14 protein-coding genes are annotated in these 15,895 nt (G+C 61.7%); 3 read left to right on the top strand and 11 right to left on the bottom strand.

Annotated elements, in window-relative coordinates; translation table 11 throughout:
• Window positions 1-22: 22 nt before the first annotated feature.
• Window positions 23-1,135, top strand: a complete 1,113-nt coding sequence (gene leuB / locus AC5YUO_RS08235; protein ID WP_496152960.1) for a 3-isopropylmalate dehydrogenase — start codon at window positions 23-25, stop codon at window positions 1,133-1,135.
• Here leuB and AC5YUO_RS08230 read toward each other — a convergent pair.
• The 3 genes from AC5YUO_RS08230 to cobA form a co-directional block, all read right to left on the bottom strand.
• Complete coding sequence (locus tag AC5YUO_RS08230) at window positions 1,116-2,363, bottom strand: cytochrome-c peroxidase (protein WP_496152959.1); 1,248 nt, start codon at window positions 2,361-2,363, stop codon at window positions 1,116-1,118. The two genes, leuB and AC5YUO_RS08230, sit on opposite strands and share 20 nt — an antisense overlap.
• Window positions 2,364-2,584: 221 nt before the next feature.
• The gene (locus AC5YUO_RS08225) at window positions 2,585-3,901 is read right to left on the bottom strand and encodes a cobyrinic acid a,c-diamide synthase CobB (protein ID WP_496152958.1); all 1,317 of its coding nucleotides are present in this window, start codon (window positions 3,899-3,901) and stop codon (window positions 2,585-2,587) included.
• Window positions 3,898-4,686: a uroporphyrinogen-III C-methyltransferase gene (cobA, locus tag AC5YUO_RS08220; protein ID WP_496152957.1), complete on the bottom strand. Its 789-nt coding sequence runs from the start codon at window positions 4,684-4,686 to the stop codon at window positions 3,898-3,900. Before cobA ends, AC5YUO_RS08225 begins: the two co-directional genes overlap by 4 nt.
• Window positions 4,687-4,743: 57 nt before the next feature.
• Between cobA and AC5YUO_RS08215 the strand changes: the two genes are divergently transcribed.
• Entirely contained in the window at window positions 4,744-5,874 is a 1,131-nt protein-coding gene (locus tag AC5YUO_RS08215; RefSeq protein WP_496152956.1) for a cobalt-precorrin-5B (C(1))-methyltransferase, read from the top strand.
• Here the strand turns inward: AC5YUO_RS08215 and cobM are convergent.
• From cobM to cbiE, 3 genes are read right to left on the bottom strand one after another with little or no spacing between them, the layout of a single operon-like run.
• Window positions 5,829-6,602, bottom strand: a complete 774-nt coding sequence (gene cobM, locus AC5YUO_RS08210) for a precorrin-4 C(11)-methyltransferase (RefSeq protein WP_496152955.1) — start codon at window positions 6,600-6,602, stop codon at window positions 5,829-5,831. The genes AC5YUO_RS08215 and cobM overlap by 46 nt on opposite strands.
• Window positions 6,599-7,018, bottom strand: a complete 420-nt coding sequence (locus AC5YUO_RS08205; RefSeq protein ID WP_496152954.1) for a cobalamin biosynthesis protein — start codon at window positions 7,016-7,018, stop codon at window positions 6,599-6,601. The genes cobM and AC5YUO_RS08205 overlap by 4 nt, the downstream gene beginning before the upstream one ends.
• Window positions 7,012-8,289: a precorrin-6y C5,15-methyltransferase (decarboxylating) subunit CbiE gene (gene cbiE / locus AC5YUO_RS08200; RefSeq protein WP_496152953.1), complete on the bottom strand. Its 1,278-nt coding sequence runs from the start codon at window positions 8,287-8,289 to the stop codon at window positions 7,012-7,014. Before cbiE ends, AC5YUO_RS08205 begins: the two co-directional genes overlap by 7 nt.
• Here cbiE and AC5YUO_RS08195 point away from each other — a divergent pair.
• Window positions 8,288-9,070 (top strand): cobalt-precorrin-6A reductase, encoded by a 783-nt coding sequence (locus AC5YUO_RS08195; RefSeq protein WP_496152952.1) that lies wholly within the window; start codon window positions 8,288-8,290, stop codon window positions 9,068-9,070. The two genes, cbiE and AC5YUO_RS08195, sit on opposite strands and share 2 nt — an antisense overlap.
• Here the strand turns inward: AC5YUO_RS08195 and AC5YUO_RS08190 are convergent.
• Genes AC5YUO_RS08190 through cobN form a run of 5 tightly spaced genes read right to left on the bottom strand, consistent with a single transcriptional unit; the run spans window position 9,037 to window position 15,893 of the window.
• Window positions 9,037-9,798: a precorrin-3B C(17)-methyltransferase gene (locus AC5YUO_RS08190; protein WP_496152951.1), complete on the bottom strand. Its 762-nt coding sequence runs from the start codon at window positions 9,796-9,798 to the stop codon at window positions 9,037-9,039. The two genes, AC5YUO_RS08195 and AC5YUO_RS08190, sit on opposite strands and share 34 nt — an antisense overlap.
• On the bottom strand, window positions 9,795-10,562 hold the full coding sequence (locus tag AC5YUO_RS08185) for a precorrin-2 C(20)-methyltransferase (protein ID WP_496152950.1): 768 nt from the start codon (window positions 10,560-10,562) through the stop codon (window positions 9,795-9,797). Before AC5YUO_RS08185 ends, AC5YUO_RS08190 begins: the two co-directional genes overlap by 4 nt.
• Entirely contained in the window at window positions 10,559-11,191 is a 633-nt protein-coding gene (locus tag AC5YUO_RS08180) for a precorrin-8X methylmutase (protein WP_496152949.1), read from the bottom strand. Before AC5YUO_RS08180 ends, AC5YUO_RS08185 begins: the two co-directional genes overlap by 4 nt.
• Window positions 11,188-12,543 (bottom strand): precorrin-3B synthase, encoded by a 1,356-nt coding sequence (gene cobG / locus AC5YUO_RS08175; protein WP_496152948.1) that lies wholly within the window; start codon window positions 12,541-12,543, stop codon window positions 11,188-11,190. The genes AC5YUO_RS08180 and cobG overlap by 4 nt, the downstream gene beginning before the upstream one ends.
• On the bottom strand, window positions 12,543-15,893 hold the full coding sequence (cobN, locus tag AC5YUO_RS08170; protein WP_496152947.1) for a cobaltochelatase subunit CobN: 3,351 nt from the start codon (window positions 15,891-15,893) through the stop codon (window positions 12,543-12,545). The genes cobG and cobN overlap by 1 nt, the downstream gene beginning before the upstream one ends.
• Window positions 15,894-15,895: the final 2 nt, after the last annotated feature.

The following is a 15,895-nucleotide window of genomic DNA, read 5'->3' as shown; positions in this document are numbered from 1 at the left end:
GCGCCGCCCAAGGAGGGTTCTCATGACAGTCCGTTCGCTTTTCCTGCTGCCCGGTGATGGTATCGGCCCTGAAGCCATGACCGAAGTCCGCAAGCTGATCGATTATATGAACAGCGCGACAGGTGCAGGCTTTACCGTTTCGGAAGGCCTCGTCGGCGGCTCCGCTTATGACGCTCATGGCGTGGCGATTTCCGATGCGGATATGGAAAAGGCGCTGGCCGCCGATGCGATCCTGTTCGGTGCCGTCGGCGGTCCGAAATGGGATGGCGTTCCCTATGAGCATCGGCCGGAAGCCGGTCTGCTGCGCCTGCGCAAGGATCTCGAACTTTTCGCCAATCTGCGCCCGGCCATCTGCTATCCGGCACTTGCCGCCGCTTCTTCGCTGAAGCCGGAACTGGTCGAAGGTCTCGATATCCTCATTGTCCGTGAACTGACGGGTGGCGTTTATTTCGGTGAACCGAAGCAGATCATCGATCTCGGCAACGGCCAGAAGCGCGGCATCGACACACAGATCTACGACACCTTCGAGATCGAGCGCATCGCCAGCGTCGCTTTTGAACTGGCCCGCACCCGCGACAACCGCGTCTGCTCGATGGAAAAGCGCAACGTGATGAAGTCGGGCGTGTTGTGGAATCAGGTTGTCACCGAAACCCATGCCGCCAAGTACAAAGACGTTCAGCTGGAACATATGCTGGCGGATGCCGGCGGCATGCAGCTCGTGCGCAAGCCCAAGCAGTTCGACGTCATCGTGACCGACAACCTCTTCGGCGACATGCTGTCCGACGTGGCCGCCATGCTGACAGGCTCGCTCGGCATGCTGCCGTCTGCCTCGCTCGGTGCACCTGACGCCAAGACCGGCAAGCGCAAGGCCATGTATGAGCCGGTGCACGGTTCGGCCCCTGATATCGCCGGCAAGGGCATTGCCAACCCGATCGCCATGATCGCGTCCTTCGCCATGTGCCTGCGCTACTCGTTCAACATGGTGGATGAAGCCACCAAGCTCGAGGCGGCAATCGCCAACGTATTGGACAAGGGCATCCGCACCGCCGACATCATGGCCGATGGTTGCCGCCAGGTCGGCACGTCTGAGATGGGTGACGCGGTTCTCGCCGAATTCAAGGCGCTTTCGGCGTAACGCTTGAAACGGGCTGGGCAGGTGGCACCGCCGTCTGCCCGTCCTCCTTTGGCAGAAGATGCTCGTAACGCCGGTCGGTCAGCGTCTTCAGAAATGCCACGATGGCATCCACCCGCTTGTCATCCAGCGCCGGCGCGGATGTCAGTTCCGTCATGGCAATATTCTCGGGCACCTCGGGCGCATCCCACGTCTTGCCCGTTTCCGGATTGATCTGACGGCTCGGCTTCTTGCTTTTGTATTTCACATAAAACAGCACCACCGTGCGCAAATCCCTGAATACGCCATTGTGCATGTAGGGACCGGTCACGGCGACATTGCGCAGCGTCGGCACCTTGAACTTGCCGCGCTGGGCGGCATCGCCAGCCACGGCGGGATTCTGCGCCAATCCGAGATCAACCGTACCTGGCTTGGAACCATTCACGGCCCTCACAGCCGTGTTGGCGGGAACACCGATGTTGAAATATTTGTGGTTGGTGAAGAGGCCGTCTTCCAGGCCCTTGGCGCCACGGATTTCATGGCATGTATTGCAATTGGTGAACTGCGTCGAAGAGATCAGAACGCGGCCCAACTCCTCCTGATCCGTCAGCTTTTCTTCGCCGCGCAGGAAGCGGTCATATCTGGAATCGAAGGTGGAAAATTCATCCGAACGCTCGAAGCTCGCAAGCGCCTTGGTCATCGCGGCATAGGCGGTTTCATCGCTCTGGAATACTTCCTTTCCAAACTGCGTGCCGAAGGCTGCAACATAATCCGGGTTCTCTTTGAGCCGTTTGACGACCGAAGCCTTGTCCGGCATGCCCATTTCGAGGGGATTGAGCGGCGGACCGCCAGCCTGATCCTCGAGCAGGGAGGCCCGGCCATCCCAGAATTGCCCGCCGACATACTCTGCCGCCGCATTCCTGCCGAAAGGCGGCGTGAAGCGGGCATAAGCTGCAGTCGGCGCGTTGCGGTCGCCCAGCGAAATCCCATCGTCGCCGAGCGATACGTCCCGCCCGACCTTGTCGCTCTCCCGCGCATCGGAAAAACCGGCGACCTGCATATGGCAAGTGGAACAGGCCATTGTGCGGTTCATCGAAAGATTGGGATCGTCGAACAGCGCTGCACCGAGCTTTTCCAGCGTCGCATAATCTTCACCACCGTGGGCCGCCGTAGCGTCGACGCCGGCGCCAAAAGGGGCCAGCAGAATGGATGCGGCGAGAGCAGCGGAGACAAAAAATCCGGGTTTCATCATCGATAGGCACGCTCGATATAAAATGCGCGGGAAAGGTTCGGGCCGGAAAATATGAAGCGGCTTTCGATCCCGCCGCGCTTCACCGGACATGGATCTTTGGAGACAACTCCGCTCTTCCATGCCCTTTAAAACGATCTATAGCACTTTCCCGTGATACAGGCCTACAAACTTTCGCAGCTTGGTCCACTTTGCCGCAGGCCCACAGAGAAAAACGGAAACGATCAATCGCCTCTGGCTATGGCATGAAAAAAGGTGCCCGAGACAAAACCTCTCCTGCCGCCCGATGGCCCGAGCGGACGACCTTGCCCGTCAGCAATTTGGGCGAAGGGCTCATCGCGGCCGGGATCGGTAACCCGGGCATAATGAAATTCATGGCCGCGCAGAACATCGCCCGCCGCGCCGAGCGGTCCGCTTGCCGCGATCGTCGCCTGCCGGTAGCCGAGATTCATCTTGCGCGTCGCAAAGCTGGTGGCATGCGACAGAAGCCCGGTCATTGCATGGGTCACCCCATCCGCATCTTCCAGCGCCTCGCCAAGCACCATGTAACCACCGCACTCGCCATGAACGGGCTTTGTCGAAGCAAAACTGGCGATGCCAGCCTTGAAATGGGCCGCGTCGGCAAGCTTTCCGGCAAAAAGCTCGGGATACCCGCCGGGCAGCCAGCAAATATCGCAGTTCCCGTCAGGTGCCTCATCCGCGAGCGGTGAGAACGGCACGATCTCGGCACCGGCCGCCTGCCAATGCTTCTTGAGGTGCGGATAAAGGAAAGTGAACGCCGCATCCTCCGCCAGCGCGATGCGCTGGCCGGGCGGTGCAATCGCCGCATTCGTCGAGCCGGAAGACACATCCACTGGCGCGGCGAGTAAAAGCAATGCGTCGAGGTCAATGGATTTTTCCATTGCGTCCGCCAGCCGTTCTATATGCGCATCGATCTCCGGGTGTTCGCTGGCCTGCACCAGCCCCAGATGCCGCTCCGGCAGGATAAGCGACGGATCACGCAACACGCAGCCGGCAACGGGGAGGCCGATTTTTTCGATGGCTTCCGTGCACAAGGTCCGGTGTCTTTCGCTGCCAGCCCGGTTCAGCACAGCTGCCGCCATGGTAACGGCAGGATCGTAATGGGCAAAACCATGGGCGATGGCGGCAGCCGTCTGCGACTGGCCGGATACATCCAGCACCAGCAGCACGGGAATGCCGAACAACCGCGCCAGATCCGCCGCCGAACCGGTCCGATTTTCCGCCACCGGAATACCGTCGAACAGGCCCATGGCGCTTTCGATCAGAACCAATTCCGCATCCTCGGTCTGCTGCAAAAACAGATGCCGCAGCAATTCCGGCCGCATGGCCCAGCTATCGAGATTAAGACCGGATGTGCCGGTGGCAAAGGCATGGAAACCGGGGTCGATATAATCCGGTCCCGTCTTGATGCCGCGCACCTTGATACCGCGTCGGGCAAAGGCCCGCAGCAGACCGATGGTCACGCTGGTCTTGCCGGACCCAGAGCGCGGCGCGCCGATGATGATTGCGCGCGCCGTCATGAGCCGGAAACTCCAAGACGCTCCCGCATCGAAACAATCTCGCCGATGACGATCAAAGCCGGCGCTTCGAAATTTTCCCTGATTGCATCGTCAGCTATGCTTTGCAATGTGCCTATGAAAATCCGCTCCTGCGCCGTCGTTGCCGACATGATGACGGCGACCGGCGTTTTTCCCGAACGCCCGCCTTGCATCAGAAGACCGGCAATCGTGCCGATATTCTTCAGCCCCATATAAACGACAATGGGTTCCTGCGTTTTCGCCAGCGCCAGCCAGTCCAGATCCTCTTCGGTGCCCGCTGCGTGACCGGTGGCGAGTGTCACGGCGCGGCTGATCCCGCGCATGGTGGCGGGAATTCGCGCTGAAGCGAGCGCGGTGAACGACGAGGTCATGCCCGGCAATATGCGAAACGGAACGCCGGCATGGACAAGCGCCTCGGCCTCTTCACCGCCACGCCCGAAAATAAAGGGATCACCGCCCTTCAGCCGCAGCACCTTTTTGCCTTGGCTGGCGAAATCGATCAGCGAAGCGGTAATATCATCCTGTGTCGCAGACGGCTTGCCGCCCCTTTTGCCCGCAAAAACAATCTCTGCCTGCGGAGCGAGAGCAACGACATCATCGCTCACCAGCGCATCACGCACGATGATATCGGCCTGAGACAGCGCGAGCGCCACTTCCAGCGTCAGATAACGCACATCGCCCGGCCCTGCGCCCGCGAGCCAGACATGACCGGCCTCGAAGACCGGACCTTTTGCGGCAATGCTGTTCAAAATCTGCGGTATCGACATTCTCTTGACTGCTTTTTAACGATGACGGAAAAAGCCGTCCCGGCTATAGAAATTCATATGGATACGGATGGAAAGACCCTTCGCCGCGGCTGGACCACGGGTACCTGCGCGGCGGCCGCCACGAAGGCGGCCTGCGCCGCCCTTCTGACCGGCGAGTTTCCTTACCCTGTCGAGGTCGAACTTCCAAGCGGCGCGAGGCCGGCATTTTCCCTCGCCACCGAGGAAAAAGGCGAAAACTTCGCCCGCGCCGGCGTCGTCAAGGATGCCGGAGACGATCCGGACGTTACCCACGGTGCGCTGATCGAAAGCACCATCAGACGGGGTCAACCGGGAAGCGGTATCACCTTCAAGGCCGGAAAGGGCGTTGGCACCATCACCCGGCCGGGCCTGCCCCTGCCGCCGGGAGAACCCGCCATCAATCCCGTACCGCGCAAGATGATCGAAACCGCCATTCGCGAGGTGGCCGGAGAAAGTGCCGATTTCGAAGTCGAGATTTCCGTCCGCGATGGCGAGAAGCTGGCGGAAAAAACCCTGAACGGCAGGCTCGGCATCGTCGGCGGCATTTCCATCCTCGGCACCACCGGCATCGTCATTCCCTTTTCCTGCTCCGCATGGATCCACTCCATCTGGCGTGGCATCGATGTGGCGCGCGCGACCGACTGCACCCATGTGCTGGGCGCCACCGGCAACACCTCTGAAAAAGCCGGGCAGGCGCTTTACGATCTGCCGGAAACCGCGCTGATCGACATGGGCGATTTCATCGGCGGCATGCTGAAATATCTGCGCAGCCACCCCGTCGAGCGGGTGACGATTGCCGGCGGTGTCGCCAAGATGACCAAGCTCGCCCAGGGCATGCTCGATGTGCACTCCAAGAAGGGGCTGGCCGATCTCGATGCGTTGGCGGCATTGGCGACGGAAGCCGGAGGAGATGAAAATCTCGCCATTGCCATCCGTCAGGCCAACATGGTCGCGCACGCCTTTGAGCTGGCCGAACGTGCGGGAATAGACCTCGGTGCGATCGTGGCGGAAAAAGCCTGGGTAACCGCAGCGGCGGCGCTGAAGACGCCCGCCATTGCGCTTGATATTCTGGTGTTCGATCGTCAGGGCGCGCTCAAGGGGCGCACCGCCTCCACGCCGTCGCATCAGCCTTTCGCATCTTCTTTCGGAGACCGGAACCGCCTTACATAGTCGGTGCTATAAAGCGCGCTTTCGCGAAAATCCGTGGATTGAAGTCCACGCCCGACGAAGATCAGGGCCGTCCGCTCTACCGGTTCGGCGGCGAGCTTGTCCTCAATATCGAACAGCGTGCCGCGAATGACCCGCTCATCCGCCCAGGAGGCGCGAACGACGATGGCAACCGGGCAGTCGGAGCCGTAAAGCGGCGTCAGCTCTTCCACCACCTTGCCGATGGCATGAATGGCGAGATGGATGGCAAGCGTCGCACCCGTTGCACCGAAAGCCTTCAGCGTCTCACCGTCAGGCATCTTCGATGCGCGCCCGGAAATACGGGTCAACACAAGGCTCTGCGCCACTTCCGGCACCGTCAGTTCCCGCTGCAAAGTGGCGGCTGCAGCGGCAAAGGAGGGCACGCCGGGCGTAACGGTATAATCGAGACCCAGCCGTTCCAGCCGGCGGATCTGCTCACCCATGGCGCTCCAGACGGAAAGGTCGCCGGAATGCAGTCGCGCCACATCCATGCCGGCCTTTGCTGCGGCCACGAATTCCGCCTCGATCTCATCCAGTGAAAGTGCTGCCGTATCGACGATACGCGCACCCGGCGGGCAATAGTCGATCAGCGCCTTCGGAACCAGCGACCCGGCATAAAGACACACCGGGCAGGCGGCGATAAGATCACGCCCGCGCACCGTAATGAGATCGGCGGCACCCGGACCGGCGCCGATGAAATGAACCGTCATTGTTGTTCTCCATGTTCGATGACGCAGCCGCTATCATGTGGGGCATCGTCAGTCGTTGCGATGGCCACCGTCACATCACCAACCACAAGACGCGGGGCGACCAGCCTTGCATTCTCTCCAGCAGCGGCCAGCGCCGCCGCTTCGCTCACACTTGGCGAGCCGGCATGATCAAGGCTTGCCTGTGAAAATGTCATTGTTTTAGAAGCAGCCGCATCGAGCCGCTCCTGCGGTACGATTTCCAGCGAAAGCGACAGGTTTTTCGCCGCCTCCGCAAGACCGGCTTCCTCAGCTTTGAGCGGTGCGGTCGCCAGAGAGTCTGCCGTCATGCCAAAAGCCTGCTCTGCGGCGCGCACGGCCAAAATAACCGCATCCGAACCGATGCCTTTGCGGCAGCCTATACCAGCCACGGTCACCATGGCTTGGCCCAGCTCCACTGCGTCACCGGCATCGCTGGACGCCAGCCCGACATGGAACCGACAGCAACCACCCGCGACACGTCCAGACGGATCATCGATCCGCCATGCCGCGCATGGGCGGCAAGCAGCACCGCCTCCATTTCCAGTGTTACCGCATTGGCAACCAGCCGCCCGCCCGGTTTCAGCGCGTGCATGGCGCCCTCAAGCACGCCCGCTTCACTGCCGCCACCACCGATGAAGATTGCATCCGGCTGGGGCAAGCCTTCGAAAGCCGCAGGCGCTGCGCCAATCATGACCTCAAGCGCCGGAACACCGAAAGCTTCGGCATTGCGGGCGATACGCTCCGCCCTTTCCGGGTGTTGCTCTATGGCGATGGCACGAAGCGAGGGATGGGACAGCATCCATTCGATACCAATCGAACCCGAACCGGCACCGATATCCCACAGCAACTCGCCCCGCCGTGGGGCAAGCGAAGAAAGTGTCACGGCGCGGAGTTCACGCTTGGTGATCTGCCCGTCATGTTCGAACAGGCTGTCATCCAGTCCCTGTGCAAAAGGCAGGATACGGGCGCCCTCGGCCGCGACGACGTCAATCGCCACCACATTCAACGGATCTATGTCTTCAAAGGCGAAATCAGCCGCCCTGACCTGCCGCCGCCTCTCCCGCTCTCCGCCCAGGGCTTCGAGCAAAACGAATTCCGACTGGCCGAAACCCAAATCGGACAACAACTCCGCGATCAAGGCCGGGGCGTGGGCGTCCGAGGTGAGCGCGATGATCCGCGCACCGGCGTGTAGATACGGCCGCAAGAGATCGATGGAACGCCCGTGCAGCGAAACGCATTCGACCGATTGCAGCGCCCAGCCAAGCCGTGCGGCGGCCAGCGAGAAAGCGGAGGGCGAGGGATAACAAACTGTCTCATCCGCCTCCACATGCCGCAAAAGCGTGACACCGACGCCATAAAAGAACGGATCGCCCGAAGCCAGCACACAAACCTGCCTGCCACGCAACGCCACGACATCGCTCACATCCGTATCGAACGGCACCGGCCAGCGCCGCGCTTCTCCACGAATCGCCGCAGCCGCCAGTTCCAGGTGGCGTTTACCACCGAAAACGATCTCAGCCGCCTCTATCGCCTGGATCGCGTTCCGGCCCAGCCCCTCGAGCCCATCCTCACCAATGCCCACGATGGAAAGCCATCGCTTTTCTTTCTTTTCGGTGGAAGCGCTCTTTTCAGTAGAAGCACTGACCGTTCCGGAATATTCAGACGTCATGACACGCTCCATACTCATCCTTGGCGGCACGGCGGATGCCCGCATTCTGGCCGGCAGGCTGGCGGAAGACTCCGGCTACCGAATTCTGCTCTCCATGGCCGGCCGCACGCTCTCTCCGGTCGAACAGCCGGTGCCCATGCGCAGTGGCGGTTTTGGTGGCGCGGTCGGGCTGGCGGATTTCATTCACACCGGGGGTTTCGATATTCTCGTGGATGCCACCCATCCCTATGCGGCGAAAATTTCCGCCAATGCCGTTGAGGCGGCAGGGCTTGCCAGAGTTCCGCTGGTCACACTTTCCCGTCCTGCCTGGCAGCGTCAACCGGGTGACAGATGGCATGAGGTCGACACCGTCGAACAGGCTGTCACCGCGCTCGGCAGTGAAGGCAGGCGCGTGTTTCTGGCTTTGGGACGGCAGGAACTTCTTCCTTTCGAAGCCGCGCCCCAGCACGACTATCTCATCCGCAGCGTCGACCCGGTGGAGCCGCCACTGCAGCTGCCTCAGACGCGCTACATGACCGCGCGCGGTCCTTTTGCGCTGGATGATGAAATCCGCATGCTGGAAGAAGATCGCATCGAGACATTGGTCTCGAAAAACTCCGGCGGCAGCGCCAGCTATGGCAAGATCGAAGCGGCGAGACGACTCGGCCTGCCGGTCATCATGATCGAGCGGCCGCGACAGCGAAACGATGCGCGCCTGAATGACGTGACGGTACCGGATATTGCAGCTGCGCTCACCGCCATTCGCCATCAGCTCTCTCTTCTTGAAAAACGCGGCGAATAGACCAGCGGTTCTTTGCCGGAACGTTCGATCAGACGGGTTTCAGCCGAACCGACGATGATGCAGGTAGCCATATCCGCCATGTCGCTCGATGCTTCCGAAAGAGGCACGACCCGGATACGTTCATCCGCCCGGCCTGCCGCGCGACCGAAGATCACCGGCACCGAACCGGGCAAATGCACCCGCAACAGATCAAAAGCGGTACCGAGCTGGTGCGGCCGTGCCTTGCTGACGGGATTATAGAAAGCCATCACAAAACCGGCTTCCGCCGCCGCGATCAGCCGTTTTTCAATGATGCCCCAGGGTTTGAGATTATCCGACAGCGAAATGGCGCAGAAATCATGGCCGAGCGGCGCGCCGGCCCTTGCGGCGACCGCCAGCATGGCTGTCACACCCGGTACGACGGAAAAATCAATATCGCGCCATTCGGAGGGGCCGCTTTCGATCGCCTCGCAAACCGCCGCCGCCATGGCGAAAACGCCGGGATCGCCGCCGGACACCACGCAGACCTTGCCGCCCGAAGCCGCAAGCCGCAGAGCCTGCTCGGCGCGGGAAATCTCTTCGCGATTATCGGAAGCATGGCGGCGCTGGTGCGGCCCAAGCGACAGGCGGTCGAGATAGGGAATATAACCGAAGAAATCCTCCGATGCCTCGACGGCGGCAAGCGCCTCCGGCGTCACCTGCGCCGCACTGCCCGGGCCGAGGCCGACAACAACGAGCCTGCCGGTCATGGCTTTTCACCTGCAGAGGGTCTGGTTTTCCAGCCCGGCACCAGAACCAGCGAAAAATAGGGCGCAGGCGATGCATCGCGTTCGATGAGCCGCACCGCATGGCTGTTGGCCATCGTGCCGCGCTCGACATAAAGCGCGTCTTCAAGCTTGCCAGCCCTTTCCAGCGCCCGGCGAATCTTTGGCAGGTTGCGCCCCACCTTCATGATCACCGCGCCGTCAGTTCCGGACAGACGCTCCGTCAAAACGTCTTCGCCAAGCGTACCGGGGAGAACGCTCAAAATATCGTCGCCCTGCACCAGCGGCAGGCCGGCCATGGACCAGCAGCCGGACATGGCCGTGATGCCCGCGACAACCTCCGCCGGATAGGACGGCGCAAGACGCAAATGCAGGTGCATATAGGAACCGTAAAACAGCGGATCGCCTTCCGACAGCACGACAACATTGCGCCCGGCCTCAAGATGCACAGCGATATCCTTCGCCGACTGATCGAAAAAGGCGGCGATGGCATCACGATAATCGTTGCCGTTTTTGTCGCTTTCGACGGTTACCGGATAGACCAACGGCATTTCCAGCGTGCCGGGGCGAATGAAGGCTTCGACGATACCGCGACCATTGCCACTGCCACCCTTCTTGCAGAAGAAGGCGAGCACATCGGCATTTTCAATCGCACGCACGGCTTTCAGCGTCAGAAGCTCGGGATCGCCGGGGCCGGTGCCGACGCCCACGAGTTTACCCTTCGGATGTTCGAAAAGAGCCGCGCTCACAGGCCAGCCCTCGCAACCGCGTTGATGGCGGCAGCCGTCATGGCCGAACCACCCATGCGTCCCTTGACGATGGCATAGGGAATGCGAAGCGAACTTGCCTCCAGCGCGTCTTTCGATTCCGCCGCACCGACAAAGCCGACGGGCATGCCGATGATGGCGGCCGGGCGCGGGGCGCCTTTTTCCAGCATCTCCAGAAGATAGAACAGGGCCGTCGGCGCATTGCCGATGGCGACCAGCGCTCCCTCCAGCCTCTCCGCCCAGAGATCGAGCGCGGCGGCAGAACGGGTATTACCGATCTTTTTCGCAATGTCAGGCGTTCGGGGATCGCGAAGGGTGCAGACCACATCATTATCAGCCGGAAGGCGGGCGCGCGTCACGCCATGGGCAACCATTTCCGCATCACAGAGAACAGGCTTGCCGGCTCGTAGAGCACCACGCGCAGCGGCAACAAAATCCGGCGAAAAGCGGAAATGACTGGCCGCCTCCACCTGCCCGCAGGCGTGGATCATACGAATGGCGATATCCGCCTGCTCTTCGGTAAAGGCGGATAAGTCCGCTTCTTCGCGAATGATGGCGAAGGAGCGCTCATAGATCGCATTGCCGTCGCGAATATAGTCATAGTCGGTCATCGGTCATCCTGTCGAAGCGCCGCACCGATCGCCTGTTTGCCCAGCCGGGCAAAAAGGGTGGCGGCGGTTTCCCCGGGCTTATGTTCTTTTTCGTAAAGACGGGCAAGCCGCGAAAGCGCCGTTCTCTGATGCTGGAAAGGTAAAATGCCGTCCGGCACGTCACCGGCGCGGCCCGAAATCGAAAAGGCCAGGCCGTCGGCGGTCCCGGACAAAGTGAGAAGCGACGGCGCGGGGTGCGCGCAGCCCTTGCCGCAGCCGGAAATATGCAGCGTGAAGGAGCCATCCAGCAACGGGGCGCATTGCTCAGAAGCAAAGGCAGCCAATTCATGGGTGGGAAGAAAAGCCGAAGCGCAGCCCGGCGCACCGGGACAGACGGCGATGCAAGAGCGTGCATCACTATCCGTCGTGATGAAACCGGACGCCCTTGCAGTATCAAGCAATGCCTCGCAGGCAGATGACGATCCGAAAAATAGCAGGCTATGATTTGGTGCTGGCCGCAAGGCCGTGATACCCAGCACACCAGCCCGTTCGCAGAGATCTGACAAATCGCAGGCCCGGATTTGCCCGAAAGCAGGCGCAATACCAAGGGCGAAGCCATCCTTTCCCGTCGTCATCAGCCCCCAAGGGGTCGAAGCCGCCGTGGCGACGTCCATGATCACCCGAACCAGCAGACGGTCGCCGCAAACTGCTTTTATCGTCGCGTGGTCCAGATCGCGGCCGCGAGCAAGCGATCCCTTGCCGGCCAGATGAACGAGCAGCGACAGAACGGCACCCGCCGCCGCGTCCGTCTCAACCAATCCCGCACTCAGCGCCCTGCTTTCCGGCCCACCCACGAGCAGCCGCCAGAAGGTCCGATCGTCCAGAGAGACTGCTTTCAGGCGAATATCGGCCAGCAAATCTCCCATGGAGACACGTCCACCGCCATCGATGACGACAGACATTTTGGCAGCAAGCTTTTCATGGAGAATGAGCCTTTCGGCCTCTTTGCGAATATCCTCGGCGAGAGAACGGCCGTCAGCAATTTCTGCGTCATCCCGACCGGCAAGAGGCGACGTCTCGACTGCCAGCCCCTCACGAAGCGGCAAATCCAGCGCGAGAACATCTTTTTCCAAGACGCAGGCATTTTCCAGCGTCAGGCCGCGAAATTGGAGGCTGCCGCGGGCGGTGATGTCGATCAATCCGTTGCCATGCCGCTCGGCAAGATGGCAAAGCGCCACCATGTCACGCGGGACGATATCAGCCTCGAAAGCGATCCGGGACAAAAAACCGTCTCCGGTACGCATGGGGGCAGACAGGGCCGGGCAAAGGCCGCGGCGGCCAAATGGCTGAACGGGCTCGGCAGCGGCCATCATCACGCCTCCACCCTTTCAGAAAGTGGCAGGATCAACATTTCCAGTTCCGCATCCACCGCATTGCGGCGGCTATGCCACAAGCCGCGACGGCGGGCGGATAAAAACCGTTCGGCCATCACCTGCGCCGCCTTCGGGTTTTCCCGCAGGATGAAATCGCGCACGTCCTCATTACCGAAATAGGCATCGTAAAGCGCCTCGATTAACGAGGGGGACACCGCATGGGTGGTTTCGGCAAAGCCGATCAGCCGATCCACCGTCTCGACGAATTCCGCCGCGCCGCGCGGACCGTGCCGCATCTGCCCGGCGATGAAGCGGGGATTGACGGCGCGCGCGCGCACCACCCGCGTCAGCGCCTGCGTCATCGACCTTGCACGCGGGCGCGCCGGATCTGTCGTATCCAGCGCGACAATATCGGCGACGCCGCCAAGCACAGCCTTCGCGGCGGAAAAACCGCCGATGAAGGCGACATCGGAAGAACCGTCCAGAAGGTCGCGGCCCGGATCGTCGCCGCTATGAACCAGAAGATCGGCGCGCCTGACCTGTTCCACAAAACCGGTATCTTCGAAAATCTCCAGCCCATCCCCACCGCCGAAAGCGTGGCTCGCCGCATCGAGATAGGCCTGGCCCAACTCCTCACGTTCCTCCCATTTACCGCTTGCAAGCTTTTCTTCGATACCGGCGCCATAAGTACCGGGCGCGGAGCCGAAAATGCGCGCCGGAATATACCCGAGCGTGGCGGCCTCTTCCGCCAGAGGGTTGTCGCCCGGCGCTTCCTCCCGCCGCGCAACGGCCTTGGCGGCGGCGTCAAGAAGCGCGATCAGCGCCGGAAACATATCGCGGAACAGGCCGGAAATGCGAAAGGTGACGTCGACACGGGGCCTCCCCAGGCTCGCCGGCGGCAGAACCTCGATGCCGGTGACGCGGCCTGTGGCGGGGTCGTGAATCGGTCTCGCCCCCATCAGATGCAGCGCCTGCGCCACATCCTCACCACCATTGCGCAGGCTGGCGCTGCCCCACAGATCGAAAACCAGATGTTTCGGCCAGTCGCCATGGGACTGCAGATGATGCCGCAGCACCTCTTCGCCCGCCATGCGCCCCAGCTCGAATGCCGTCGGTGTTGGCATGGTGCGCGGATCGGCGGCATAGAGATTGCGGCCGGTGGGCAGCACGTCGAGACGTCCGCGCGCAGGTGCGCCGGAAGGGCCTGGGACGATATGCCGACCATCGAGCGCAGCAACCAAGGCAGTCTTTTCCGCTTCGGCGCTTTCAAGCCGCAGAAGATCGGTCTCGCCCTCGGCACAGCGGCCAAAAACATGCTGACCGTCCTTGATGGCGAAATCCTTGAGGTCGCAGAGAAAGGCGTCAATGCGCGACAGCGCCGCATCGGCATCGTCCTTCGCATCCACGCCCGCCTCAGCCGCAAGCCCGGTCTCCCGCGCCTTTTCAACGATCAGTTTCGCCAGCCGGTCACGGCGGCGGCGATCCAGCCCATCCGCCTGCGCATATTCGTCGACCAGCTGTTCCAGCGCCGACTGCTCCGGCGAAAGCCCGGCATTCACCAGCACCGGCGGAACATGGCCAATGGTCACGGCCGCGATACGCCGCTTGGCGACCGCCGCCTCGCCCGGATTGGAAACGATGAATGGATAGACCACCGGCAGTGGGCCGGTGACGATTTCGGGAAAACAATCGCGGGAAAGTGCCACCGTCTTGCCGGGCAACCACTCCAGCGTTCCATGCGCCCCCACATGCACAATGGCATGCGCATCGGCGACCCGCTGCATCCACGCACCGAAGGCAACCAAAGCATGGCGAGGTGGCAGGGCAGGGTCGTGATAATCCACCCGGCGATCCTCGTTACGGCCCCGGTCCGGCGCGAGCGCCACGAACACTTCGCCGAAACGGGCGGCGCGGAACCGGAACGCACCATCAACGAGTGCGTCGTCATCCGTTGCCACACCCCATGTCGCGTTTACGGATGCGGCGGCAGCCGGCGGCAGGGCGGAAAAATGAGCGTCATAAGCGGGAAGATCAATTGCCGCTCCCTGCTGTTCGATACGCTCGAGCAAAGCCCATGCGGTTTCAGGAATATCCTCGACCGCATAGCCGGCCCCGGCCAGATCGCGCAGCATTTCGAGCACGCTTTGCGGCACATCGAGGCCGACGGCATAACCGGTTCGCCCGGGTGCCGCACCGGGATAATCCGGCATCAGAATGACGATGCGGCGATCTCGAGGAGGGGCATTCCGCAGCCGCAGGAAAGCGGCGATACGATTTGCCACCTGTGCGACGCGGTCAGGCTCTGGCACATTCAGGAGACTGACGCCGCCATCCATTCGCGTCTGTTTGAACGAGATCGCACCGGCGAGAATCCGGCCATCCAGCTCCGGCAGGACGACATGCATGGCAAGATCGGAGGGATTGAGGCCACGGGCATTTTCCGCCCAGCCATCGCGTCGCGTCGTCGCCATCACCACCTGAAACACCGGCACGCCGAGACGGTCGAACAGGGTTGCGCCGGCGTCATCCGTCTGGCTGGCAAAGGCTGTAGCGGTTATGATGGCGTCGGGCTTCAGATCGGGCAGCGCCGTTTCGAGGAACCGAACCGCCTCGCCATCCTTCAGGCCGCTGACAAAAATCGGCAAGGGCGCAAAGCCGCGCTGCGAGAGCGCCTCGAAAAGCGCCTCCACAGGCGCGGCATCCGCCGCCAGAAGCATGGAGCGGTAAAAGAGAATAGGCAGAACCGGCGCATCGGCGGGAAAACCCGCACAGGCTTCCAGCCGATCCACAACGCCCATACCGGGCCGGTAAAAACCGGCTTTCGGTAGCGGTTCGGCTTCGATATCCGGCCATGCCTCGCCCCTTGCAAGAGCGGCAAGACCAAAAGCAAGCCGGTCCATATTTTCCTGCCCGCCCTCGCGGAAGAAGGAGAGGACCGAGCCCAAAATCCGCCTATCGACGGTCGAGGCCGCTTCAAGCTTCTCGTCCCTTTCGCTGCACTCACCCGGCAAAAGCAGAAGCTTGATGCCGTGCTTACGCGCAAGAATGGAAAGCTGATCGACGCCGTACCGCCAGCGTTCCGCACCGCCGAGAATCCGGATAAGGATAACGCTGGCATGTTCCGCCGTCTTTTCGATCCAAAGATCGACCGACATGGGATGCCGAAGCTCGGACAGGTTGGCGGCTGACAGAGAGGGAAGTGCACCCTCTGTTTTCCGCCACGCCTGTTCCAGCCCCGCCAGATCGCTTGCCGAAAAGGACAGCATCACCACATCCGACCGGGGCTGGTTGAGATCAACCGGCTCTATCAGATCGTCCAGAGACGAGGACGTGGTGGCGAGGATGTGCATCG

It is taken from the genome of Agrobacterium sp. LEGMi-208b (assembly GCF_059511785.1).
This window is presented reverse-complemented; position numbering and strand designations above follow the sequence as displayed.